22 protein-coding genes are annotated in these 24327 nt (G+C 56.7%); 12 read left to right on the top strand and 10 right to left on the bottom strand.

Features of this window, described 5'->3' with window-relative positions; translation table 11 throughout:
* Nucleotides 1-445 precede the first annotated feature (445 nt).
* Nucleotides 446-613, top strand: a complete 168-nt coding sequence (locus J3454_RS11140) for a helix-turn-helix domain-containing protein (protein WP_349513821.1) — start codon at nucleotides 446-448, stop codon at nucleotides 611-613.
* Nucleotides 614-1039: 426 nt separating this feature from the next.
* Here the strand turns inward: J3454_RS11140 and J3454_RS11135 are convergent, their stop codons facing one another.
* Nucleotides 1040-2188 carry a hypothetical protein gene (locus tag J3454_RS11135; protein WP_349513820.1) on the bottom strand — a complete coding sequence of 383 codons (1149 nt, stop codon included), beginning with the start codon at nucleotides 2186-2188 and terminating at the stop codon, nucleotides 1040-1042.
* A gap of 193 nt (nucleotides 2189-2381) precedes the next feature.
* On the opposite strand from J3454_RS11135, the gene J3454_RS11130 reads away from it, so the two are divergent.
* The 4 genes from J3454_RS11130 to J3454_RS11115 all read left to right on the top strand — a co-directional run bounded on the left by J3454_RS11130 (nucleotide 2382) and on the right by J3454_RS11115 (nucleotide 8064).
* Nucleotides 2382-3101, top strand: coding sequence for a GntR family transcriptional regulator (locus J3454_RS11130; protein ID WP_349513819.1), 720 nt, complete (start codon nucleotides 2382-2384; stop codon nucleotides 3099-3101).
* 103 nt (nucleotides 3102-3204) lie between these two features.
* Nucleotides 3205-5469, top strand: coding sequence for a TonB-dependent receptor (locus J3454_RS11125; protein ID WP_349513818.1), 2265 nt, complete (start codon nucleotides 3205-3207; stop codon nucleotides 5467-5469).
* Nucleotides 5457-6791: a DUF1214 domain-containing protein gene (locus J3454_RS11120; RefSeq protein WP_349513817.1), complete on the top strand. Its 1335-nt coding sequence runs from the start codon at nucleotides 5457-5459 to the stop codon at nucleotides 6789-6791. The genes J3454_RS11125 and J3454_RS11120 overlap by 13 nt, the downstream gene beginning before the upstream one ends.
* Nucleotides 6792-7011: 220 nt before the next feature.
* The gene (locus J3454_RS11115) at nucleotides 7012-8064 is read left to right on the top strand and encodes an alpha/beta hydrolase family protein (RefSeq protein ID WP_349513816.1); all 1053 of its coding nucleotides are present in this window, start codon (nucleotides 7012-7014) and stop codon (nucleotides 8062-8064) included.
* 337 nt (nucleotides 8065-8401) lie between these two features.
* Here the strand turns inward: J3454_RS11115 and J3454_RS11110 are convergent, their stop codons facing one another.
* A complete protein-coding gene (locus J3454_RS11110) occupies nucleotides 8402-8836 on the bottom strand; it encodes a PaaI family thioesterase (RefSeq protein ID WP_349513815.1) in 435 nt (144 codons plus the stop codon).
* An 84-nt stretch (nucleotides 8837-8920) separates the two neighbouring features.
* On the opposite strand from J3454_RS11110, the gene J3454_RS11105 reads away from it, so the two are divergent.
* The 3 genes from J3454_RS11105 to J3454_RS11095 all read left to right on the top strand — a co-directional run bounded on the left by J3454_RS11105 (nucleotide 8921) and on the right by J3454_RS11095 (nucleotide 10739).
* Nucleotides 8921-9532: a TetR/AcrR family transcriptional regulator gene (locus J3454_RS11105; RefSeq protein ID WP_349513814.1), complete on the top strand. Its 612-nt coding sequence runs from the start codon at nucleotides 8921-8923 to the stop codon at nucleotides 9530-9532.
* Between the two features lie 262 nt (nucleotides 9533-9794).
* On the top strand, nucleotides 9795-10232 hold the full coding sequence (locus J3454_RS11100) for a hypothetical protein (RefSeq protein ID WP_349513813.1): 438 nt from the start codon (nucleotides 9795-9797) through the stop codon (nucleotides 10230-10232).
* 258 nt (nucleotides 10233-10490) lie between these two features.
* Nucleotides 10491-10739, top strand: a complete 249-nt coding sequence (locus tag J3454_RS11095; RefSeq protein ID WP_349513812.1) for a hypothetical protein — start codon at nucleotides 10491-10493, stop codon at nucleotides 10737-10739.
* Between the two features lie 89 nt (nucleotides 10740-10828).
* Here the strand turns inward: J3454_RS11095 and J3454_RS16205 are convergent, their stop codons facing one another.
* On the bottom strand, nucleotides 10829-11227 hold the full coding sequence (locus J3454_RS16205) for a recombinase family protein (protein ID WP_502878591.1): 399 nt from the start codon (nucleotides 11225-11227) through the stop codon (nucleotides 10829-10831).
* Between J3454_RS16205 and J3454_RS16200 the strand changes: the two genes are divergently transcribed.
* Nucleotides 11216-11422 carry a hypothetical protein gene (locus tag J3454_RS16200; RefSeq protein ID WP_502878583.1) on the top strand — a complete coding sequence of 69 codons (207 nt, stop codon included), beginning with the start codon at nucleotides 11216-11218 and terminating at the stop codon, nucleotides 11420-11422. The genes J3454_RS16205 and J3454_RS16200 overlap by 12 nt on opposite strands.
* 337 nt (nucleotides 11423-11759) lie before the next feature.
* On the opposite strand, the gene J3454_RS11080 is transcribed toward J3454_RS16200, so the two are convergent.
* Nucleotides 11760-12179, bottom strand: a complete 420-nt coding sequence (locus tag J3454_RS11080; protein WP_349513811.1) for a very short patch repair endonuclease — start codon at nucleotides 12177-12179, stop codon at nucleotides 11760-11762.
* A gap of 42 nt (nucleotides 12180-12221) precedes the next feature.
* Between J3454_RS11080 and J3454_RS11075 the strand changes: the two genes are divergently transcribed.
* The gene (locus J3454_RS11075; protein WP_349513810.1) at nucleotides 12222-13733 is read left to right on the top strand and encodes a DNA cytosine methyltransferase; all 1512 of its coding nucleotides are present in this window, start codon (nucleotides 12222-12224) and stop codon (nucleotides 13731-13733) included.
* On the opposite strand, the gene J3454_RS11070 is transcribed toward J3454_RS11075, so the two are convergent.
* From J3454_RS11070 to J3454_RS11055, 4 genes are read right to left on the bottom strand one after another with little or no spacing between them, the layout of a single operon-like run.
* Nucleotides 13730-15808 carry an AIPR family protein gene (locus J3454_RS11070; protein WP_349513809.1) on the bottom strand — a complete coding sequence of 693 codons (2079 nt, stop codon included), beginning with the start codon at nucleotides 15806-15808 and terminating at the stop codon, nucleotides 13730-13732. The genes J3454_RS11075 and J3454_RS11070 overlap by 4 nt on opposite strands.
* A complete protein-coding gene (locus tag J3454_RS11065; protein WP_349513808.1) occupies nucleotides 15801-16787 on the bottom strand; it encodes a PD-(D/E)XK motif protein in 987 nt (328 codons plus the stop codon). Before J3454_RS11065 ends, J3454_RS11070 begins: the two co-directional genes overlap by 8 nt.
* A complete protein-coding gene (locus J3454_RS11060) occupies nucleotides 16780-19479 on the bottom strand; it encodes a Z1 domain-containing protein (RefSeq protein ID WP_349513807.1) in 2700 nt (899 codons plus the stop codon). The genes J3454_RS11065 and J3454_RS11060 overlap by 8 nt, the downstream gene beginning before the upstream one ends.
* The gene (locus tag J3454_RS11055) at nucleotides 19472-20950 is read right to left on the bottom strand and encodes an ATP-binding protein (RefSeq protein ID WP_349513806.1); all 1479 of its coding nucleotides are present in this window, start codon (nucleotides 20948-20950) and stop codon (nucleotides 19472-19474) included. Before J3454_RS11055 ends, J3454_RS11060 begins: the two co-directional genes overlap by 8 nt.
* A 250-nt stretch (nucleotides 20951-21200) precedes the next feature.
* Between J3454_RS11055 and J3454_RS11050 the strand changes: the two genes are divergently transcribed.
* Together J3454_RS11050 and J3454_RS11045 are read left to right on the top strand one after the other, a co-directional pair.
* Complete coding sequence (locus J3454_RS11050; RefSeq protein ID WP_349513805.1) at nucleotides 21201-21575, top strand: antitoxin Xre/MbcA/ParS toxin-binding domain-containing protein; 375 nt, start codon at nucleotides 21201-21203, stop codon at nucleotides 21573-21575.
* Between the two features lie 31 nt (nucleotides 21576-21606).
* Complete coding sequence (locus J3454_RS11045) at nucleotides 21607-22269, top strand: RES family NAD+ phosphorylase (RefSeq protein WP_349513804.1); 663 nt, start codon at nucleotides 21607-21609, stop codon at nucleotides 22267-22269.
* A gap of 4 nt (nucleotides 22270-22273) precedes the next feature.
* Here the strand turns inward: J3454_RS11045 and J3454_RS11040 are convergent, their stop codons facing one another.
* Together J3454_RS11040 and J3454_RS11035 are read right to left on the bottom strand one after the other, a co-directional pair.
* Entirely contained in the window at nucleotides 22274-23188 is a 915-nt protein-coding gene (locus J3454_RS11040) for a hypothetical protein (RefSeq protein WP_349513803.1), read from the bottom strand.
* Nucleotides 23189-23321: 133 nt separating this feature from the next.
* Entirely contained in the window at nucleotides 23322-24314 is a 993-nt protein-coding gene (locus J3454_RS11035) for a helix-turn-helix transcriptional regulator (RefSeq protein ID WP_349513802.1), read from the bottom strand.
* Between the last annotated feature and the right edge of the window lie 13 nt (nucleotides 24315-24327).

The following is a 24327-nucleotide window of genomic DNA, read 5'->3' as shown; positions in this document are numbered from 1 at the left end:
ACACATTGACGAGCCTGATTGCGTCAAGGGCGAAAATCCTTTCGCCAATGTATCGGTAAAAGGTGCGAGGGATGCGCTCCTCTCTGCAACGCCCGAGGCAGATCGCGCTGAGTTAAACAGGGCCGCCAAGTGGTTGTGGCGTGCTGAGAGGGCCGTTCTGCGTCACCCTACCTCACCTGCGGAAATTGCGCAGTGCCCGCACGCTATGGCCACGAAAAAAAATATTTTCTGGCGTGCCCCGCCAACGGGTTGTTTCCGCAGCTAACCTCAATCAGAATATTTATCACCGAAGAACAAATCATAAGTGATGTGTTCCGATGACTGTAGATACGATCTTTAGGTGATTTCAAATGAATATATCACGATCTTGTGAACCGCAAAGATGATGATGAGCGCGAGTGTTTATAAATAAATGAAATTTTATATTTGAAATGAGGTCATCAAAATGGAACGGATATTCTACTCAGTCAACGAGACCGTCCAAGTTTTGGGTATAGGTCGAACTTATACCTATGTTCTTATAAATAATGGGACATTGGAATCTCGGAAGGTGGGACGTCGGCGCTTGGTGCGGATAGACTCGGTTCGGCGCTTTGCGAGCGGGAAGGACTAAAAAAGGCATCAGCCTTTTTATGATCGGTTTATGCTGACTTAGCCGCAGCGCAACCATCATAGGATCGGTCGCAGGCAGCAATGACGCAGGAATTGTTGCCGCTCGTCCTAAGCGTTTAGTGGTCGGTGTCCATGGTGGCCCGGAGCGGACCATTCCGTCAATCAACCTCGATGACCAAACCTGGGACAAAGCCGTCGTTTCCCGACGATGTGTCGAACGGCAGTCTTTGTCCTAGTAGCCGACACTCGCTGTTTATCTGACTGGTAAGGCACCGCGACAGCAGCCGTGCCAGTTGCTGAGCGGCAGCTTATCGGCGATCGACTGGATGAAGCTGGCGCAATTTGGGGAGCTATAAGCCTTGCCCGCTTCCTAGCTCAGCTCCATCTCGGTCAAGCGGCCGCCCGTTTCCCACTCCTGCTCGAAAGATCATCGACACCCTTTTGCTTCGACTTCTACGCGCGAAAGGTACCGCCCACCGGGTTCATAGGGGCCAAGCACATCAGAAGCGTCGGCGCCAGATGGCACATTGAGCGGTGTGTGTCGGAAATCGGGATCTGGAACAACGTGTCGAAGCAACAGCCCACCCTGCGCGCTGTTCGCAGCCGGAAGAAAGGCGATGCCACATTCGAATCGCGCATTGGTCGGTCGGCTCTCGGTTGGCGCAACTACGATCGTGTAGTTCCCCGCCGGATCGAGGGGAATATCTTCGTCAGCGAGGCAGTTCGCAGTGCGGTCGCTCGGGAAACGATAAGCGCAAATCGACCAGTACCGGACGTCTCCATCCGCAACATACTGTGCCCCCTCGCGCGTTGCGGATGTCTTCGGTGCTTTCCCTTTCAGCAACAGGGTCTCACCCAAGGCAAAATCAATCATACTGTAGGCATAGGAGTTGTCACGATTCACAAACAGATCGGCAAAGTCGGCTCCGGCAGGAGTGGCAGAGCCACGCCAGTCGAGCGGATTTGAAAAGTCGCCGGGTGCCGCTGGCAGGCCTGTTGGTCCCGGCTCCTGCGGCCGCGGGAGATTGGCAGTTTCTGGACATTTCTGCCCCAGAGGTTCCTCAGTACCCAATGCGTCGATTCGGCTGACCCGCGGCATTGCAATGCCGCCTCCGGGGTGTTGGGCGTCGGGCAGATAGATACGCAGAAGCACGCGGCCTGCAAACTCGCCTGCCGCGTTTTGGCCTAGGCCAATAATGCCATGACCATGTCCTTTTGGCGCCATTGGATCGACCTCGAGGCGCCAAGATCGATCCTCAGCATCACGATCGACACCTGAACGGAACGGGTTGGCATGGCCCGGGATTGGCTCCATGTCTTGATCGATGACCGAGGCCAGGGCGGCATTGGTCGGTAGTGCGTGGATGTTTATTCCCATGTGCCGCGCATGGGGAAACTCTCCTTCCATCGCTAGGCGCTGGCCATGTTTCAGCTGGAAGTCCCCCCTGAGATAAACAACATTCGTTTCGGGGAGAGGCAGATCGATAGGGACGTGCCAAAAGCAGGACGATGCTGCCGCAATCATGGAAATCATAGTTGTCACTCCCCAAGCTTGCGCGATGTCATTGACCGCCACGAGTAAGTTTCTGACAAAAGTTGACCCCAGACACTCAGCTGACGTTGCAAGATTTCATCAGCTTCAAAGCGGCGCTGACTGTTCGAACGTCACCGGCAAAGCGGCCGCGAAAACGGTTGCGCAGCACCGCAAGCAGCATAAAACATACAAGCCGATTGTTGACAATCAGCTTTCGTGATAGGCCAGTCCCGGCATGAACAACCAGATCAACACCGGGCAGTCGGATGAGGGGCGTTCGCGGAATGCAATCCAAGCCGATCGCCAAAATCGCGATTCTCCGCCGACCCCAGCGGAAATTGTTCAGGACCTCTTGCAGCAAATTCAGATGCGGCGCCTTTATCCAGGCGAGCGATTGAAAGAGCAGGAGTTGGCGGCCCAGTATAATGCCAGTCGCGCCCGCGTGCGGGAGGCTCTGCGCCTGTTGGAGAGCAAGGGGGTGGTGGTCATCGAGCCAATGCGGGGTGCGAGCGTGTCTCCGATGAGCAGCGAGGCAATTTTCGAGAGCGTCGAGATCGCAACGAGCCTTTTTGCTGCAGCTGCGCAGCGGGCGAGCAAACGAATCACAGTTGATGAACTGCTCGAGCTTGGGAAGCGTATCGAAGAACTTGATGCGCTGGCGGGCACGTCTGTTGCCCCGGATCGCTTCTTCCGTGTGACACTCCGCCTCGGCCAACTGGTGCTTGATGCTGCGAATGCGCCGAGATTGGCCAGTCTGCTTGCTGACGTTCGAGCTGGTTGGCCGAACATTCTAGGAGCGACCGGCTTCACCACCCCGCCTCTCCGTCGGCGTGCCGTACGAAACTGGCGCGTGCTGCACGCTGCGCTCGCTTCAGGCAATGGTCGAAAAGCCCAGTCCATGGCCATCCAACTGCACGATGATGTTCGGGCAGAAGTCGAGCGCGTGGGCTGGTAACCGTGTCGCAGATTGTTGACAATATTGTCGACAATCTTTCGCTCATTCGATATCAGGGTGAGCAAGGGCTGCCTGAAGAGCCCACGATCAAGGGGGAAGGGATATGAGGGCACAAAGATTTGAAAGATCGCTCGCGTGGCTGTTGCTCGCAGGCGTCAGTACTCCAGTTTTAGCGCAGAATCCCGAGCCGACGACGGTTGAAGCAGAAGATGCAGAAGGCGAGATCGTGGTTACGGCGCAGCGCCGCGACCAGAGTCTTGCGACAGTTGCCGCGGCCGTAACCGTTCTTAGCTCTGAAGCGCTGGATCTGGCAGCAATACGCGACACGCAGGATCTTGTTCGGCTTGCGCCATCTCTGGTTATAACGACTGCATCGAGCGAGCAAACGAATGCTGTGATCCGGCTGCGCGGCGTCGGAACTTCGGGGGGAAATCTCGGTCTTGAAGGTTCAGTGGGCGTGTTCGTCGACGGGATCTATCGGTCGCGATCCGGTATAGCTCTTTCCGAATTGTTCGATGTAGAGCGCATCGAAGTGCTTCGAGGGCCCCAAGGCACGCTATTTGGCAAGAACACTACAGCCGGTGCAATCTTGCTGACCACCCGTGCGCCCACGTTCGAATTCGGCGGCTATGCTGATGTCGTTGTTCAAAATCGGGACGGCTTGCGCGTCACCGGTGCTCTCAACGCCCCTGTCGTTGATGATCTTCTGGCAGTGCGTTTGTCCGGCGCGTACAACAAGCGGGACGGGTTCATCGACGATATCGGTCTTGATCGCGACATGAATAACCGGGATCGGTTCAGTCTGCGCGGGCAAGCGCTGTTCACGCCGACGATCAACTCCACCTTCAGGATCATCGCCGACTATGCGGAGAAAAACGAAGACTGTTGCGCGGCCCCTTACGTCGCTGTGGGGGCTCGTGCACCGGTCATCGCCAGCCTTGGGGGCTTCGTTCCGTCTGATCTGAACAGTTTCGCCGCGGCGAGTTCAATTCTCCCCCGCGCGCGCAGCAAAGAGTGGGGTCTCACCTTCGATGGAAACGTCGATCTGGGGTTTGCCGAATGGCATACATTGCTTTCCTGGCGCGACTTCCAAGCGAGCCGCTCCGGCGACCTTGACTTCAACAGCCTCGATATTGCTCGCATCGCCTTCGAGGATACGAGAGACAAGTTTTTCACTGCTGAGATGACCTTATCGGGGCAAACCGGGCCAGTCGACTGGCTTGTTGGTGCTTTTGCGTTTGACCAGCAGACGCGGCAGCAAAGCGCCAACGTCTACGGGAGCGACATGGAGGCATTTCTTGTGCGTTCGTTTCCAGGCCAAGCAGGCAACCTTGCCGGTAATTTTCCGGCCGGCACTGGCGCCGTCGACCGTCGCCTTTCCCAATCGTCGCGGGGTTTTTCGTTTTTCACGCATAACATTATCGAAGTGCTGCCCAGCCTGAAGCTGACACTGGGGCTGCGCTGGCTGCAGGAAGAGAAAGATGGTTCCGGCCAGTTCCTCTCTAATGGCCCGATCTGCGATCGTCCGGGCGTGCCGGCTGGATTGCGCCTGCTTTGTGCAACACCTGACTACGATGCTACGTTTGCAGATGAAGCACTGGTCGGCACCGCGGGGGTTGCTTACGAACTGTCCAGTCGCTCAGTCGTTCATGTAACTTGGTCTCGCGGCTACAAGGCCGGCGGCATAAATCTCGACCCGTCAGCAGGCCTTGGTTCAGCCGCGGGATTATTGTTCGAACCCGAGCAAGTCGACAACATTGAGATTGGCGCCCGTTATCGTACAGTTAATGGCAAGGCGGCCTTCGCGGTCAACCTGTTCCAAGCCGACTTTACTGACTTCCAGCAGAACGCCTTCGACGGACAGCAATCGATCATTTCCAATGCTGCTGAGGTCCGCTCGCGCGGGATCGAGATTGAGGCGAACCTCAAGCCGGACCGAGCCGTAAGCGTCGACACTTCTTTGACTTGGAATCCGACAGAATACGGGAATGCAACCTCTCCGGCCAATCTGGTCGGACGGCAGATCGTCAACGCCCCCGAATGGATGTGGCAGGCACAGGCGAGGGTTGATCAGCCGCTCTTTGGAAGGGTGTCCGGCTTCGCCTCAGCGAACATCAGGCTCCAGTCCGATATTAACACAGCTGTCAATCTAGCGCCGCAAGCTGAGCAGGACGGCTATTTCCTGCTGGGTGGACGCGTGGGACTCCGCGACACCGCGGGTCGCTGGGAGGTTTCCGCCTTCACCCAAAATCTTGGCGACGTCTATTATCGGCAAATCGTGTTTGCCAGCGTGCTGCAGCCGGGCAGTTTTAATGCTTTTCTCGGTGAGCCTCAAACTTATGGAATTGAGACACGATGGCGCTTCTGAAAATTCGATCCTGCCTTGTCTCGTGCTGTGTGCTGCTCCTCACAGCGTCTCCTCCTGTGGCAGCACAACAGCAGCAGGTGCAGAGCTGCTCGGACGAGCAGATCGTGGACGCCTTTCACCTGTCATTCCCGATCGGGGAGATGATCCGAACCAGAGCCGCCGCGCTTGCTCGGCCCGGAATGGCAACGGCGCCACCCCTTAATCGATTTCGCCACAGGCAGCGATTGTCCACGCCGGAAGATCGCAGAGTTACCGCGCCCAATGTTGATACTCTCTACTCGGCCGCCTGGTTTGATCTTTCTGAAGGCCCCTTACAATTATCGGTTCCGGTCGTTGCCCCGGGCCGATATGTTTCAGTCGCCGTGATGGATATGGCAGGTGACCATCTCGCAATCGTTCACCCGTCGTCAGTCAAAAAGCGGGAACTCTGGCTGCAAGGCCCGGGTGCAAAGTCCAGCCAAGCGGGACAAGATGACATCTATTTGCCAGTTGCGCGCGGATGGATGATCGCGCGGGTCTTCGTAGCCGGACCCGACGACTTGGCTCAGGCAAGGACCATTCAGGAGGCCCTAAGCCTTGCCGGCCATGTTCCAGCTTTGCCAGAGCTGCCGACTGGCACGTCAAGCGCTGACGCGCTGCTGGCCAGCGTCAATACAGAGTTGGCTGCTGGCCCGCCGCCAAAGTCTATAGGTGCTGCTTTGCCGAAACTGCGCTGTGCAGGTCTTGGACTCGAAGGCCCATCGTGGGAGAATCTCCCCGAGCTCGTGAAATCGCGCTGGCGAACACTCATGCCCGAGCTGTTAGAAGATTTGAAGAAGGGCTTCGCGACCGAAACCGTCGGCAGCTGGCGTTCTGTACACCCTGCGACTGGAACTGTTGCCGCTCCCTCGCATGTGCGTGCAGCGATTGCGCTCTCCGGTCTTGGTGCATTGCCCGTCGAAGAAGCGGCATATTTCCGAACCGACGCCGACCGGGACGGAAATCCGCTTCATGGCCGAAATCATTACCGCATTCAGCTGCCGGCAGATGTGCCGACGAAGTCTTTTTGGTCCCTCACAGCCTATGACCTGCAGCCGGATGGAAGGCTCTTCCTATACAGAAACGATATCGACCGCTTCGCGATCAATAGTGCCAGCCAAGATCTCGTCAGGGAGCCGGACGGTTCAATAGTTGTGACGATATCCAGCGACGGCAAGATGGAGCGACATAACTGGCTACCCGTTCCTCCCGGAGCGTTCTCGATGATATTTCGCATTTATAAACCCGACGATGAAAAAGCTTTTGCCGAGTACACGCCGCCAGGTATCGAAGTACAAGATTGAATGCTGTTTTGCCGTACTCATAGGCTGTGGCCTTCTGCAAACGTTGAAGGCTTATTGAGAGACCGCTCGTTCAATCCGGGCCACAGCAAGAAGATGGTTCGCACACCACGGACCCGCCGAAAGCTAGGTGACGGGCAAAGTTACTCGAACCGACTGGCTGTCTCGGAGTACGGAGCGCGCTTCGATCTCCGATCGAAGGCAACGCTATAAGAGGTAACGCATGAAAAAGGCGATGATGGCGGCTTCCTTCCTCGCTCCGGCGGCCGCTGCCCTCGCGTCGTTGGCGAGCGCTTCGGCCTCGAGCGGTGACGTTCCTGCCAAATCTGAGCATGCCTGTACGCTTCGCTTCGATGAGCGCGGGCCTCATGAATGGACGTCATCCTATGAGGCGTGGGTCGACGAGAACCGCAACAGAAGCGTCCTCGTCAGGGTTGCAGTTCCGAGCGGCAACGGGCCATTTCCAATCGTGCTAATGTCGCATGGTCTGGGTGGGAGCCGAGATGGTCTGACCTATCTTTCGGAGCAACTTGCCAGTTGGGGCTTTATCGTTGTGACGATGCAGCACCCCGGGTCCGACCGGAGCGTTTGGGAATCCAAGCCGCGAGGCGCGAGATTTAGGGCTCTTGCCGAAGCAGCTGCCGATCCAAGAGTGGCGATTGATCGCTTCTTGGACGTTCCCTTCGTTCTTGACGAACTCGAAGCGCGTATAATCAGCGGACGGATCAGAGGTGACATAGGCCGAACCGCAGTCGTCGGGCACTCTTTCGGGGCTCACTCGGTTTTCGCTGCCATCGGACGATCGTATAAGGCACAAGGTCGTGTTGTTTCGTTTGGTGATGCGAGGGTAGACTCAGCCGTTGCTCTTTCGCCCCCGCCGCCCCTCAACGGTATGGCGGACGAAGAACTGGCAAAGCTCTACGACGAAGTGTCGGTGCCCGTGCTTCACATAACCGGTCGGCAGGACACTGTGCCGTTCGAGGCCAATTTGGACCCCGAGCTTCGCACGCGTCCGTTCCGCGTAACGTCCAACCCGGACGATCTTTTGCTCGTGTTTGAGAAGGCAGACCACAACGCATTCGCGGGAACGAAGATACGCTTAGACGGGACGAAGGCCCCTGCTCATTATGCAACGGTGCAGCACGATGTGGCGACTGCTGCAACAGTATTCCTGAGAAAACACCTCGTCGCGGACGCCTGTGCGTCAGAACGCACGACTCCTTCCGGGCTGCGAGCTTTGCTTCGTAGCATGGTCGTCATTGAGCCAAGAGAGTAGGGTTTGGGAGTGTTGCGCTGGATTTCGCTATAGTCTCTTGTGTTCTCGCTTGGATTGTCCGGGCGTGCCAACGACAGGATATCGCCCATTCCCGTCCATAAAAAGAGCCGATACGCGGTCGAACGTGGAATGGCGGCTTCCGGTCGAAGCAGACGTTTCCGGTACTGCATCGGAACAGCGTAAATTGGATCGGCAGCTGCCGCCGTCCTAATGGCGGCTTTGCCTCGCTTCTGAAAAATTCCTGCCGTTCAGCTAGCGACCCCGAAGCGGTCGACCAAAAAGTGTCAGGTGCTTGGCATACAGGACCAGATCGATTGGCCCTGCACCGCGTCCGCGCTCAGGTCCCGAATGGTGCGACGAGCTGCTGCGCGGAGGCTTCGGCGATCAGCTTCCCGTCGTCTGTGCGGAAATCCGCGCGAACCGTCAGTAACTGCTTTGTAGTCGCCACGACCCGGGCTTCGATCAACAATGGCTGCGCCCGGCCGACCCTGATGAAGTTGACCTGAAGGTTGATGGTCCGAAACGCGGCATCGGGCGGCACCATGGTCATAGCGGCAAACGCGAGAGCCTGGTCCGCCAGCGCAGCTATGTAGCCGCCGAACAGTGAGCCATCGGAATTCAGCAACTCGGGCGCTGGCGTCCAGTCCTTCTTGATCCAGCCTTCGCCCCATTCCCGGAGGGTGCCAAGCCGCAGCGTCTCCACAACCGGCGGAGTAATCGCCGTGCCCGCAACAAGTGCATCCAACCGCTCCTTTGCCCAAGTCATCGTCATCTCCCCATCCTCGACTTCGACAACGATATGAGCAAAGCTCCGCTTTTTTTACTCCAGTTCCAAGAGGGGCAAGGCATGGCGAGTATGAACGAACAAGTTGTTCCTGAGCAGAGGGTTATCCCGCGCCAGCAACGCTCGCTGGCCACCGTAGACGTGATTCTTGAGGCGGCTGCTCAGGTTCTGGAGATCACGGGCGAGGCTGGATTCAACACCAACGCCATAGCTGAACGCGCCGGCGTGGGGATCGGCTCAATCTACCGCTATTTTCCGGACAAACATGCGATCCTGGTAGAAATGGGCCGGCGCGAGATGGCGCGCGTGGGCGCGGAACTCACCATCGATCCAGGACCCAAAGCGGGCAGCCTCGCTCCCGACCGACAAGCGATCCGAACCTTTCTGCGCGCCTTCGGCGAACGAACACGTGCGCGGCGAGTGGTGGTGTTGGCGTTGCTGGGTCAGCTTTCAGCTGGAGAGTTGCAGGCGGCCTTCGCCCAAGCTGAAGCGGGCATGGCGAGCCGCAGCGGAACTCCGCTGGATCGGATTCAGCTTTTTGTGCTGAGCCGTGCCCTGCTCGGTGCGATGCGAGCTGCCGTGCTGGAAGACGCCGACTTCCTGTTGTCGCAGCAGTTCGAGGATGAGCTCGTCCTGCTTTCGCGGACTTACGCCAGTGCTGCCAGTCGCAGGCTCTATGACTGATACGACGGATTACTGCCCTTCAGAAATCCACCCATCATCGGCCATGAGCGAGGCGTATGCGCGCTCCCGATACCTGCCGGGCAGCTTCAGCGGGTTTCTCACCGAAAGCCGAGATTCTGAAAGCGACCCCACTGTGGACATCGTTCAGCCATGGTTGAGGTATTCAATGAGATGACCCATTTGGAAATGGCATTCCGCCAGACGCCGGGCCACACGACAGCCCGTCTAACCGAGCCATGAAGGTGGTGTAATTGATGCGGGAGTGATGGATATGTTGAGGGCAATCACTCTTGTTATGTTGTTTTTCACTACAACAAGCTGCTCCAGTCTCGGCTTTCTATTTTTTTCGAATAATGTCGATCGGGATATAGATGTATCGTATCGAGAAGAGTTCATCACTCTCGCACCATCAAGCCATTCCGAACGTTTTCGTCGGTCCAGCAATCCAATCCCCATGTCAGTAGCTGTAGGTGATTGCAAATATGACTATGATGAAAAGCGATTCTTCGATGCTGTTTCAGCTAGAGACTTAGAGAAATTCGACAGGCGGGTTCGTTTCGTCATGGAAATCGCGATCCATCCAAATGGTGAGATTCGATTGTATCAATTTAATCCCGATACCCGGGCTAGGGTCTTTGAAATCCTGCCGGCGGGCTACCGGATAACGCCAATCAACAAGGATGGGGAAGCGGATTGCTAGAGCCAGTAGCCTAGCTTTTAACCAACTGACGTGAGGCCCATATGCACTGCTAGCCCACGTCGGACCGCGCGGGTCTCGGGTTTTCCGCCTTGCTCAGGTGATGAACCCGACATTCCGAAATCCACCCACGACCGGCCGTGAGCAGGGCTGATGCGCGATCCTGAAAGCGGTCTTGCGGCTTTGCCACGCTTCTGAAAAATTCCTGCCGTGCGGGAAGCGACCCGTTGCAGATATTGGCCCCTCATGGATTGATCTCGAATGCTCTCATCTAATCGAATTGGCGCGCTCGAAATTGCCGAAGCACTTTCTCAACACATCGGCTCATACGTCGATCTCTACTCGATTGAATTTCTGGCAGTCGAGGATAGCCGCATCCACTGCTGGTATCAAAACCCGCTGGCCGACGGCACAGTGTTTCACATTGAGATGGTGCGCACTGACAGCAAGTGGTCGCTGCACCTGAGTGAACATCCACCGGGGACTGAGCAGCAGATAGAACCACCGTAGCGGCAGCTTGCCACCCAGAATTGTCATAAGCCAGGCCGAGGACACACGCTGAAAGCTGCCGGTCGCCTACCACGGCATCGGCCGGACGCTTACGAATTCTCATTCATCTTTGCCTCCGCCTTCTGCTTTTCCAGAGCCCGATAGATGGTCATGCGCGACACGCCGAGATCACGGGCAATCTGTGCTTTAGGCACGCCTTCCGATGCCAAGCGGCAAATAGCGTCATCGTTGACCCGCTTCTGCCGGCCTTTGTAGACGCCCTTGTCTTTAGCCGCATCGATACCGGCCCGCTGCCGGTTGCGGAAGAACTTGAGTTCCATGTCAGCCACCATGCCGAGAATGGTGATGACCATGCGGCCCATGTCGCCTGCGGTCGTCACCTCCGGCTCAAGGACCCGCAGTGAAGCTCCCTTGGCGTCCAGCTCATGAACCAAATTTAGGACGTCGCGTGTCGATCGGCCGAGCCGATCAAGTCGATGGACGACCAGTTCGTCACCTTAGCGCAGAAACTCAAAAACCGTGGCAAGCTCAGTGCGGCCGTCGCGGAATGCCCCGGAGCTTGTCTCGGCACGGATAATCTCGCAGCCCGCCGCCTTCAGCTTGGCCTGCTGAATTCCCAGGTCTTGGCTCGTCGTGCTGACGCGGGCGTATCCGATGCGAGGCATGGCAAGATGTCACATTAAGGTGGTTGACGCCCTGATACTGTCACAAAAGCCGATTTGCCACTCATTTGTTACGATTTATCTTGTCACACCCAATGATCGCTTATGAGTGTGCCCAAATGTTATAGCCGGATCCGAAACCGCCCAAGCTCTCCACAACCTCAGAGTTCTGCCGATTTTGGTGTAAAAACTGGCTAAAGTGCACCGTGCATTTTCAATGACATAGCGATTCAGCTGTAAAAATTTTATGGTGCTTCTGAAAGGGCGATTTACCTGCAGATAGCTTGCCAACTTCTAGCTTACCCGATGAGCCCTAGCCGGGCTAAACTTGAACGTTCGGAGGTAGCTCGATGTGGCTCTAGTCCGAACGAAGCCAAGTATCAAGACGGCGTACAACCTCGGATATGTCTGCCCCACGAAGGCAGCATTCCCAAACGATAGCTGTTCGCCAACCTGCGCATTGAAGTTGTGCAAGGTTTCTCGCGTCTCTTGATCTGTTGGAGTCAAATTTTGCCTGCCAGAAGTCAGGACGGGTGGCGGGTGTGCTGGTGTATTTACAGCCAACATGACGGTGCCAGAAGCAACCATGGACTTGGATCGCCGCCTTCCGTCGCGGCATTACAATGTCTGGAGTGCCGGCGAGGTCGCGTGCGTGCAACCGAAAGCGATGACCAAGGGCATGCAGCTCTCGGCGCAAGCGAACCTCGGGTCGAGTATCTCGCGACCTGATGCCGGACATCATCCGAGAACGAATTTCTCTTGATACGATGTCTGTCATTTTTGTCCTGGTAGCGTTGAGCAGACCTGGTATGAAGCCTCAATGAATTCAACTCAGGTCTTTCGCACAATCGATCTTTTCGCTGGTCCGGGTGGTCTCGCGGAAGGATTTACGACGGCGCAAGGGCCAGCGGAATTTAAGATCAAACTTTCCGTTGAAATGGATCCGGGCGCCTTTTCCACGCTCCGACTGAGGAGCTTCTTTCGCAATCTTGAGCCCCCCGGGCGCGACGACTATTTTCGTTTCGCAAGAGGCGAAATTTCGCTCGAAGAGCTTAGGCGCAAGCACTCCTTGGCATGGGAAATGGCGGAAGCAGAAACCGCCATGTTAGAGCTTGGCAAGCCGGAGGACGACGTCCAACTCGATAGGCGCCTCGACGAGCTTCTCAAGGAAGGTGGCGACAATTTTGTGGTTGTTGGGGGACCACCTTGTCAGGCCTATTCGCTTGCTGGCAGATCGCGTAATGCGGGGATCGCTGACTACAGCCCGGAGAAGGACAGGCGCCACTTCCTGTTCCGCGAGTACATCCGAATTCTTGGTAAGGTGCGCCCCCGTGCCTTCGTCATGGAGAATGTGAAGGGCATCCTCTCATCGTCGGTTTCCGGCCGACAAATCTTCCAGCTGATCCATGGCGATCTCTCGAATGCAGCTGGTCCGGGCAGCTATTGCCTATACTCCCTTTCGCCAAACCCAGAAAAGTCAGGTTACCTGCTTCGGGCTGAAGAGCATGGCGTGCCCCAAGCTCGACACCGGGTGATCATTCTCGGGCTGCGACGAGATGTCATTACCAACTTTGATCCCAACGCGATCCGTCTCCCTAAAATGGGCAAGCAAGTCACGGTAAAGGAAGCCATTGGTGACCTTCCTGTCTTGCGAAGCGGGCTCAGCAGGGGAGAGGACACCTTCTTGCGCTGGAAGGAGGCCGTAGCTGGTGCCTTCCTTTCAGCGGCCGATGCAGCTCAAGAGCATTCATGTCTGCAGAGTAAACTCCGTCAGCATTACAAGACCATTTTGAACAGTCCAATGATCGAGCGAACCTCGAATACGTATGGGAGAACGTTTCCTTCCGAGTACGCCGTGGAACTTCGTGACGAACGTTTGGTGTGCCCGCCTAACCACGAAACAAGGGGGCACATGCCATCCGACCTTGCCCGCTATGCCTTCTGTTCGACATTCGCGGAGCTTATAGGGCATGCTCCGTCGGCCCGGAACTTCCCCGAAGCGCTCGCGCCGGATCACCAGAGCTGGAATTCAGGGAAATTTGCGGATCGTTTCAAGGTACAGGTTGGGGGCAGGCCTTCATCGACTGTGACCAGTCATATTTCCAAGGACGGCCACTATTTCATTCACCCCGATCCAACGCAATGTCGTAGCCTAACCGTTAGAGAGGCTGCCCGCCTTCAGAGTTTTCCCGACGACTATATCTTCCTCGGCAACCGTACTTCACAGTATGTGCAGGTAGGCAACGCTGTCCCGCCTCTGCTAGCCCGACAGATTGCCGGGGTCCTTGGGATTCTGCTCTCGGAGGACATCGGACAGGTTAAGGCAGCCTAGCCCATCGACTCCACCGGCGCCCCTTCATCGGCAAGCCGGTTGATCAAAAGCTTCATCGCGTTTCTTTCCGCTCTCGAAAGTGTCAGATTTCCCGCGGCAAGCTTTTGCAGCGCACGATTCGATTTGTCTGAAAGAATGCGTCGCTGATCGGCGCTTGCCCGGACCAAATCAGCTTTCGGAACGATCGAAAAAAGGACAACATCAAGATCGATTTCGGTATCGATCCTTTTGGTATCGCGCCCTGATTTCTTTATATTTTTTGCTTCAAACTCATCAAGTGTGATGTGATCGGGAAGCGAGGGGACCCTCAATTTGCTTTTCGATATGTTCTCCCAACATGCCTGCATCTTGCAGTATTCGCCGACGTTACGGACAGCAGCCGGCGCATCCTTGATCGCCGCAGCGATTTGAGGCGCAAGCTGTTCGAGAAATTCCTGCAGCTCTTCGGGCACATCCTGTGTCGACCAGATCGCATCCCAGTTGATAGTGGCGCGTCCCAACTGCTTCACATGATGGGCAAGCCAAGACAGCGTATATGTAACTGTCTGTGACTTGTAACCACGATCCTCCTGATACCAGTCCGACTGACCGATCATTTTGTCTGTCCACCGGAACAGGAACGCCATCGAACATGCCTTCTTGAACCAAATTTCGTTATATTCAGCCTGTGCGGCCTTCCAAGATTTGGTCGTTTCAGTCGCAAAATGCATGAAGCATTTTTGTGCGCCCTTCGACACGATATCCGGTCTGCACTCAAAGGTGACGACGTATTTGGCAAGGTCAGTCTTCACCATGACCTTCGCCTGCGGGAACTCGAGTTGGTACTTCCTCCGTTCCGCCTTGCTCGCGTAGGCCATACCGTCGCGATATTGGCCTCGTGCTCGCTCATAGAACCACTTCTCGCCAATCAGGGCACCATCCTTTGGAGGGGCTGCCAACACCCGGGAATAGCGCTCCATCTGTAAGTGGAACGGATGGTTCGAGAAGAAATCTGCTTCTGATATTCGGTTCTGCGTGTTCGCCCATCTTGAAATGCGCGGCACGACCGTCTCGACGGAATCGGGCGGAATCACCGACAGTTTCATCTGTACGTGAATTTTGTCGAGCGGCGACTTACCGATATCCTTCGCGTAGAGGATCGAGGCCGTGGTCTGTCCTCCGTTGACGATCTGAAGATCGCGGATCGAAGAAATCCCAAGCTGGCCATCGTTCAGCTGCTTAAGCTCCACGCCAGATGCCGTTGCAGTCAGTCCGTTATTGTAGGCGAAAAACATCTCCGGCTCTTCCCGGATGGTCTTGAGGATCCCCTGGTTTACCTTGGTCCTCGCTTGCAGGTAGGTTCGTACGTTCTGTTCGAGCAACCTGGCGCCGTAGAGACCATAAACGTCAGCCAGAATATCGCCTGGCAAGGCGAGAAGGTACGATTCATGGTCTCCAGACGTCGTCGATGCTCGAAGGCAAGGAAGCGCGTCGCCTACTATACTTTCAAGATCGACCTCGATGGCTTCGGGTGCCGATCGCGACTTCTGAATTTCGGCGTACCTGGAAAGGTCGAGAACAGTGTAGACGACGGGCACCCCGGCGACGTCGGCCATAAGCAACGGAGGTCTGCGCGCGGCAAGCCTTGCATTGGAGAATAGTATAACCCGAAGCCGTCGGATGGACTGTTGGTTCATGTAGACTGGATATGCTGCGGAAAAACACTGGCTGCTGTCCTCCAGTGAGTTGATAAACTCAGGCGCAAGGGCGTTCTCGAAGAAGTTAGTAGCTTGCCTCAGCGCAGAATCCATACGTGCCGCTTGTAGAGACTGCAGTGCACGACCTTCGCGAAAGTCACAGACAGCGAGATAGAGTGTGCCTCGATCCGCATCAAAAGCGTGACCGTCCACCCTGTAGGGCTTCGATCCGCCTTCCTTTCGACAGTGCGCATATTCGAGATCGATCGTGTCGCCATTCTCGCTGGCGGCCTCCGCGTAAATCTCGAAAAAAGCCTCTTCTTGAAAAAGTCCGCTGGCCTCAGCTTCGAGCATGACGTCCTCGCGAAGTTCCTCGAACGCGGCGTCGAGATCATCCATTGATCAGTTCCTCGAATGTAGCTTCGAGATTGACCGCGAACGGCTGGCAGTCAGAAACGCTTACCTTGTATCGAACCTGCTGGACGCCGGATCTGAGCTCGCCTCTCTCGATTCTAGGGAAATCGTCGCGAACCTCGAAAAGTGACCTGTCCAGTAATGTCCACGTTTCATCGTCGTATTCGGGGTGCGGTTCGTATCCACCTCCCAACAACCCTATTTCGAGAAGATTCGATGCGGCTGTCCCGGCATCTTTAGCAATGCCTGCAAGTTCATTTGCGATCAAATTCAATGTGCAGGATCCCAATGAACTTTGTAGGGCAGGGGCAATACCTTGATTGCAAATCATTATCTTGCCCTGAACGGGATCAAGCTGATCCTCTGATGAAATGGAAATCATCCGATCGGCGGTCACGACCTGTGTCTTTACTTCGAATATCATTGAGCCAATCACAAAGTCTTGTTCATGTTTTTCGTGCCCGGTCCACGCATGGAGTGCGGGCGTTATGCCTATCCGAGGTAGTAGCTCATCCCTTAGAAACAAAAGTTCCCCAACGAGCCCTATTCGTTCGCTCTTGGTGAGCCGTTTCTCTTGCCGGCGCTTCAACATCTCGTGCCAGCGATGAATTGCCGCGAGGGTACGCACAAAACCTTCTGAGGTCCTCTGCGTCGTGCTGGATTGTGTGGCGAGCATCAGTCCGGTGCACATGAGAGCGAAATTCTGAAGGTCGGCCTCGTCCTGCAAAAGTAGCACAAGGCGAAGGCGCCCGCTTCTGGGCTCCTCGAGCTCGATTGTGATACCCATCACCCTAGGCAATGTGGGAACTCCGCCAACCGGCCTGTCCGCGTCGAGCAGAAACACGTAGTGTCCGCGATTGTCGCGTCCGATGCGGAAATCCAAAGGATGCTCGCTGTCGGCGAGCAGCACATTTCGCGTTCCAGATTCTGCTGGCGGATCGAGACACTCCCATGCCTCAAGCATCCTGATCTCCCGCTATTGCCTCAGCGTCGTCGTCGTCTTCCTGCTGATATTGAAGTTCCAACTGTGCCCTGTAGACCGCATTGACCTGGTAAGTGTGTTCCTTGGCCGGTTTTCTGGTCTCGGGCATGCAGAAGGAGAGTGTCACGACCGGGCTTCCGATTTTCAGATCATCATCCGACTGTTCCTTGTGATCTTTATCATTCCGTAAAGAAGGCTCGAATACATGAACGAGCATCATCGGCCGCTTGCGAACGCTGCACGCTGCGCGTTCCTTCTTGTACTCGTCATTATTGAAACGCTGGGTCGCGGTTTTTGACTGCACGTCGTCCAGACCGATCCACGCGTCAGGCTGATCGGCGACGCGGCTTCTAGCCCCATAGACCCGATATGCGCCGTCTTTGACGACGCCCTTATCGCGACTTCTCAATCGAATAGTCTGTGCGGCAAAGGGCTTCGATTCGCCCGATTGCTTCATCGGTATCGCCACGTCCCATTCGGACAACTCGTCGGTGATACGATCTTGGACGTAGTCTTGGAAAAGTGAGGAGTCCGAAATCTTGGCGAGATCCACGTGTGGTCCGAAATAGAACTTGCCGATCAGGTCCAGCACGTCTCTGCCCCCGGCGCGCCACGCCACATAAGATGGCGCAACATCTACCGGTTTGCCCAAACTCTCCAGAAATTTGGTGACGGCCGTCATGTTCTCGGCGCCCTTCTGGGCGTCGTTCGGCAACGCATGCCCTTCGACATGCCGGGCTGAATAGTCCTGAGCGACCGTCACTTTTGCAGCGGTCCTCATCTTGTTTGCTGCTGTTACGCGTATCGCCAGCGGACTCTGGCGAACCTTCAGGCCGAAGTCGGCGGGCGTGCGGTTCGCGGCTTTCATGCGCTTCACTTCCTTGCGCAGTTCCTCTGCCGCCTCGTCGACGTATTCGTAGTGGTTGAAAGACATCTTGGGGAGATAGAGCCGACAGATATTCTCGTACCCCAGCCGGTAGCCGAACCAACGGGCCATCTGCATCAGGGTGTCGCTCGCAGCCACGTTCCTTAGAAGATAGGAAACAGTCAGTCCCTCAAGTGTCAGCCCGCGGGAGAGTGCCAAGCCGCCAATGGCGATGACGTGTAGTCCGTGCTCCCTGTTCAGCGAATAGTCTAGCACCCCCCCTTTCATGTTGACCGTGCGGACCTCAATGCTTTGAATTCCCTCGTTGAGACAGGAAAGCACCTTTGGCCATTTCCATTCGGTTACCGAGTATTCCTTCTCGAAGCTGACCCTGAAATCTTCCATTGTTTCGTCTTGGATGTTGTCGGGACTGAGTGAACCATGGACCGAGACCGCATCCTTGAGCTCCGAAAGGTACTCATGGACGTGACCTAGTACTTGCGCTTGAATTGCATTGAAGCGACTCACGTTGATCATCATCGAGCAGTGGGCATTCCCCCTGTCCTGCAACACCCGGATCGCTCGAGTAAGGCAGAATACGCGGACCGCATCTTTCAAGGTTTCTGGGAGGTCGACGACAGGGTCGCCGCTTTTGTGCTTCAGGGGCAGAAGTGCGTGGTAGTCGTCGACGGTCCTGACCATCGTTTTACGGAGGTCTCCGCCCTCCCGAAAGACTCGATGTGAACCGACGTAGTTCGACGGCGGATCGAGGGCCTTGATGAAATTGCTTGGGAAAAGGTCGTCATTCTCCATTTCTTCCGGTGAATCCGGGTCGATGAAAATGTTGGCAAATGGAGTTGCGGTGTAGCCGACATATGCGGACCGTGGGAAACGGGCGAGGATCTGCCGGATGATCCCGTTGATCGCCGTCGTCAGTTTGGGGTCCTTGGCGGTGTTTATGGAAGCATTGTCCGCCTCGTCGTCGATAAGCAGCAGAGGCAATTCGAATCCACCCGTCTGCTCCTGTTCGTCGATCCACTTCTCGAGCCTCTCGAGAACCGCTTTATTCTTCTTGGTTACGAAGATCATCGGCTCCTTGTGTCCCGTCAGGCCAAAGTAGATCCCGTCCATGCCGGCCTTGAAATCCGAATCTCTGGTCGTGCCAACTGCGGGGATCCGCCGCTCTGTCGCAAATCTCTGGATCGGCAGCGACTGCTGGGCGGCGGCGTTTGCAACCGAGATTTTCCCGATGAAGGTTTCGTCGAGACGCTCCTGGGTCTGCGTGCGTAGGGAATTGGTGATGCCAGCAAGAAGTATGATTACGCGATAGCCTGCGTCAGCAGCCTTACAAATGAGCGCAGAGTAATTGGTCGTCTTGCCCATTTGCACATTGCCCATGACCATGCCCCTGACCGCTTCGTAAGCAGGGTCGAGCGGATCGCCGCAAAGGTCGAGGATTTCGTCCGTGTCGGAATCCAAGGTGGCAACGACGTTCGATGGAAGTGCGCCGGTTTCGCGGTAGAATTTGCTCAGCCGGTTCCAGTAGTAGAAACGAAGGTCAGCTTTTTTCCTCGAAAGCCACGGACGGTGACCCTTCGAGATGACCGCTCCGCGACGCTGGGTTACCCGGAAGCTCGCTTCAAGTTCACGGACGATATATACGGTCCCGTCGTCGCCGAGATTGTTGAAAGGTCCGTCGAGCACAATCTCTTCGATTTTGCCTTCCGGCAAACCGGCCCCGCTTGCGAAAAGGTCGACATATTCCCGTTCGATGGTCATTCGGAAATAGGCTAGTTCGGCATCATGCATTCTCTGACCATCCCTTTGCCATCAGATGCTCCTCAACGGTCGCAGTATGTGCCGCCCATGGCTCGGTCACTCGCAGCAACGCTCGAAGCTTTTCGAACGACCCTTCCGAGCATACGAGCAGGGCTGGCAGTGCGGTATCAAGTCGCTCGATAAAGGCATCCCGATCCAGAGCGCTTTGGTTCATCTGTCCTGGCCTGCTCGTGAAGTCTTCCCCGATGCTGATAGCTGGAAAGCAGTCTTCGATGACCCCGAGTGCGGCCCCAAACCACTGCGCAACCTCGGAATCGTCGTGCTCGAGCATATTCGCAATCAGCGGATGTTCCCGGTTGAGATAGTAACGCACTTCGCCGTTGCGGACGTATTTTGCCCAGACGGGCGTCCTGCCATCAGCTGGTTTGATCCTACCACCACGCGACTGGAAAACCTTGCCGGACTGCCCTTTGAGCGCCTTGACGATCTCCCTCAATCGCGATCGTAGCCCAGAGGGCAACTGAGCCTCCGATTTGTCGACCGTAATCTTCCAGATGGCGTCAAGGCTGTTGGGAATGTTGACCGCAATCCTGACAAGCTGCGACAGCTCGCCATGACGGACCAAGCGAAACCAAGTTCCATGCATGATCAATCTGTGCTGGCGGTAGATGTAAAATCCTTGATTTCGCACGAACCCCTCTTCGCCGCCGAGCTTTTCGTGCTCGTGCGAAGATATCTTTGAGAAGTGCGGAAGGATGAAAGCTTGGACATTGAATGGTTTTCCATCCAGTTCGAGGTGCTCGACTGGCTTGATCTGTGTCGCTGGATGGTCGCGAAGAAACGGATCGATTGGGCTGAGCTCCCCTCCGTTAAGAGAAATTTTCAGCTTCCGGAGGCCATGCTCTCCCGCCAGATATCGGTGAAATGTGAGGGCCAGTTCTGACTTGGCATGCGCGACCAGCTCGTTGAACTCTTTGCTTTTTACCCTGCCATATTCGGAAAGCCGATCACACTTGGTCCAGATGATCTCGGTTCCGTCGCGCTGAAGAAGGCGGGGATCTGCAAGTTCCTCGATTTCCTTTAGGTCGAGAATGCCCATCTTCCAGTCCGCAAGATCGTCTAGATCCCAGCTCGCTCCTGATAGTACCCCATCCCGCCGTGTCAGCACCGTTAGATGCCTGCACTGTGACAGAGATGCCGACTTCATACCCCAGCCGAAGCGACCAAGGTCATCAGCTGTGCGTTCTTCGTCGGGGTTGGCGCTTGCTGGACGCATCGCTCTATAGAGCTCGTCCTGTGTCATTCCATGGCCATCATCGAATATGCGGACGACGGGCTCACCATCGTTACGAAAGCAAAGTATGTCGATAGCCCGGGCCTTGGCCTTGATGCTGTTGTCCAACAGGTCGGCTAGCGCGCTTGGCAGATTGTAATTGCCGAAACTCCGCGCCGAGGTCATTAGCGCCGCCGCGTCAGGCGGATTGTTCCTGTAAGTGACCAATTGCTTGTCCCCGCCTTGCTCGCTTAGCCTCCCGTTCTCACATAGTGATCAATAATTTGCAACGAAGCTGACTGCCTGCAGCAGGATCAAACTAGCGGCTGCACGAGCACCCCTATAGCACCATGGTACCGCCCATGCTTCAGCTGTGGCGACGTCGCTGATCACGCTCGACGGGGGCTTGGGAGGCCGCCTATTTCAGCTATTCAATTGAATGAATTTATGCCTATATGATCTCCTGAAAGGAAATCTTATGGTCGCCGCCGCTGTTGCCACCCGTAATAAGGCTGATGTCCTCACTGCTGCCATCGCCCGGATTGCCGAGCTTTGGGGGCTGAGCAACACCAAGCTCGGTACGGTTCTGGGCGTATCGATGGCGACGGCGTCGCGGTTGCGCAGCGGACAGGCGTGGCTCGATCCAGCAACCAAGTCCTTCGAGGCCGGCCAGTTCCTGTTGCGGTTGTTCCGTAGCCTGGACGCCTTACTCGGTAGCGATGATGTGGCCGCCAAGCAGTGGCTGGCGACAGACAACCTCGATCTTGGCGGCAAGCCAATTGAACAGATCGACACAATGAGGGGCCTGATCGAGGTTTGCGACTATGTGGACTTCTACCGAGCTCGCGTCTGAGCATATCGCCTATGCCGGGCGGGTCTGGCGTGTGGTCGAGGCCCAGCATCGGATTTCAACGAACCGGTTGGCGACAAATTCCGGGGACCAGCTTGCGCTTGAGCTGCTCGCCGAGGAGGTAAAGCCGCAGATGCCGGAAAGCGCGCGGCATCTCGATTTCCTGCTCGCAGCGCCCTTTCGTTATGGCCACACCCGGTCCAGTCGCTTTCGGCGCGCCGGTGAGAAGCCGGGCATCTTTTACGCCAGTGAACGCGAGAGCACAGCGATTGCTGAGACCGCCTACTGGCGCCTGCGCTTCTTTTCCCGATCACCTGGTTTCACGCCGCCATCGACGACAAGCGAACACACCAGCTTTTCGGTGAAGGTCGGCACCGAGAAGGCGCTCAATCTCACAGCGGAGCCGTTTGCTGCAACGGTCGAGCTATGGACAGATCCGGACGACTATACCGCCTGCCAGGACCTCGCGGGCGCAGCGCGCGAAGCTGGAACGCAGGTGATCCGGATCATTTCGGTCCGCGATCCGGAGCAGGGGTGCAATATTGTGGTGCTCGATCCAGCGGCTTTGGCAGAACGCGCGCCGCGTCGCGGCAAAACCTGGCATTTGCGCTTTGAGGCGGGTCAGCTCGTGGCGCTTGCAGCTTTTCCGTCGAATGAGCAGTTCGTGTTTTCGGCCAGCGGCTTCGGGATCGGCTAGCGCCTCAGCCAGGCTCGCGGAGCACCCGTTCAAATGCCGTCTGGTAGGCGTGGGTGCGCTCATTAAGCCAGTCGGCCATCCGATCCCAATTGGCCCGGTCATGCGTGTCGATCGATAGGCTCCGAGACAGGAAGCTCGTCTGGCCGCCGGGAGGGGCACCCAGCTCTTCGGAAAGGCGCAGTAGCCATGGTCCGAGTTCGCGCGCCATGTCTTCCATGGCACCGCCGCGGGGCGGTCGCACAAAAATGCCGACAGCGCTCCGGGCAATGTACTGCACCAAGGCCGCATCGGTCCCGAGAAGTGCAGTCCACATCGAGCTGGTCGCAGCTGGCTTGCCGTACGCCGGATGCCGATTGCAGAAATGCGTCCAGAACTCGAGCCGGTGTTGACCGAGGTCGCTCAGCCCCGCCTCCACCGACCGCTTTTGTTGGGCGAGCTGGCGGTTCCAATTGTTCGGCCGCTCGATCACCTCGAACAGTGGCGCAAGCGGGGATTCCCCAATCCGGACGACACGGACGCGCACGGCAAAAAACGCGAAGGGGTCAACCGTATGTTCGTTAAGCCACCGGATGGCAGAGAGGTGCTCGTCGCGGAAATTCGGCGCAACCCAGATCATGGTGTGGGTTTCAAGGCCTGCGAGATAGGTCATGATCTGGCCAAGGTGGGTGTGATCGGAGCCCTCGAGCTGGTTTTCTATCAGCACCACGCTGTCATCAACCGGATTGCGGGCGAGGATATCGGCGCTGAAAGTGCCAACTCTCGCCTCTGTGCCGGTCAGCTCGAGCGGAATGCCGACTGCGGCGGCGAGGCGATCGAGATTTTCCGCGAGCCAGGGAGTGAAGCGGTGGGCCTCATGGGCCCAGGCCTCGCGCAAGGGAACATCGGCTAGGGTTCCGAAGATCGTCTCGCCGGTCATCATCGCTGCTCCCTCGACTGAATAATCAGATAGCGGGGAAGGCCCTGACATGCATAGCCGATTTTCAATGGCTGTTCATTCATGGCGGCTCTCGACCAAGCTGCGGCGCTCTCCTGTCGGACGCACCAAGCTCTGATCAAGGAAAAGCGCCAAAGCTACGGCGACTTTGGTGCACCATCTCGCGCAATCGCTCGGGTTGAAGAACCTCGACTGCCGTCCCCCAAGCATAGAGGTGCCAGCACATCTCGAGCAGTCCGGACGCTTTGAACCGTACCAGTAGAGAGCCGTCTGGCTCGTCCTCGACCGATTGGGTCGGGTGAAAGACGAAGCGGCGGGCATGTGCCGCCGCCTCCGGTGAAAAGCGCCAGACGACGTCGCCATACTCAGCCGAATTCTCGAAGGATCCGAACCCCTTTTCGGCATGGCGTCGGATATCGAAACCGTGATCGAACTCGAAGGAGTCCTCCAGCACCTCAGCCGCTTGGATTTCCTCAACGCGGAAGTGTTGCAGCGGTGCGGATGGCGGCTTCGCGGTGTCTCTCGCGACCAGGTAGCGGCGAACACCCAGCAAGAGACCGTGGGGCGCGACAATACGCTCGACCGGCTTAGTCTGGCCTCGCTTTCGATAGGGAAAGCGGAGCAGAAATGGCCCCTTCAGCGCTTCATAGATCGCCATATCGACGTCGCGGTTGGCGGCAGGTTTTGGCCCGGGACGAGCCGCGTGGCCCAGCGCCTCGAGCAGGGCTTCCTCGTCGACTGCAAGGCGGGTGCCCTTTTCCGGCGGGACAAGCGCCCTCACCTTCTGGTCAAGGTTTCTCGCAAGTGCCGCTTCTTGCAGCATGCCAGCCTGTTCGAGTTGCACGATCCCATTCGATAGTGCGGCCAGTTCTTCTGGCGAGGGCGACAGAAGCGCTGCAACATGGCGAGCGGGCATACGCCACCGCTTTTTGCGATCTTCCCCCTCGTGGGTTTCCGTCTGCGGAAATGCCCCCTCAAGCGCCTCGGTCATCCTTTGCGCGGTCCGATAGACGCAGCCGAATTCTTGCATGATCTCGTCAAGCGACACGCCGCTGCGGCGCGTCGCCATCATCGCGAGCTTCAACAGGTCCTGTGCCTTGGCGAACGACATCGGAAATCTCCAT

Origin of the sequence: Erythrobacter sp. NFXS35 (assembly GCF_040148725.1) — a bacterium.
GTDB lineage: Bacteria > Pseudomonadota > Alphaproteobacteria > Sphingomonadales > Sphingomonadaceae > Erythrobacter.
This window is presented reverse-complemented; position numbering and strand designations above follow the sequence as displayed.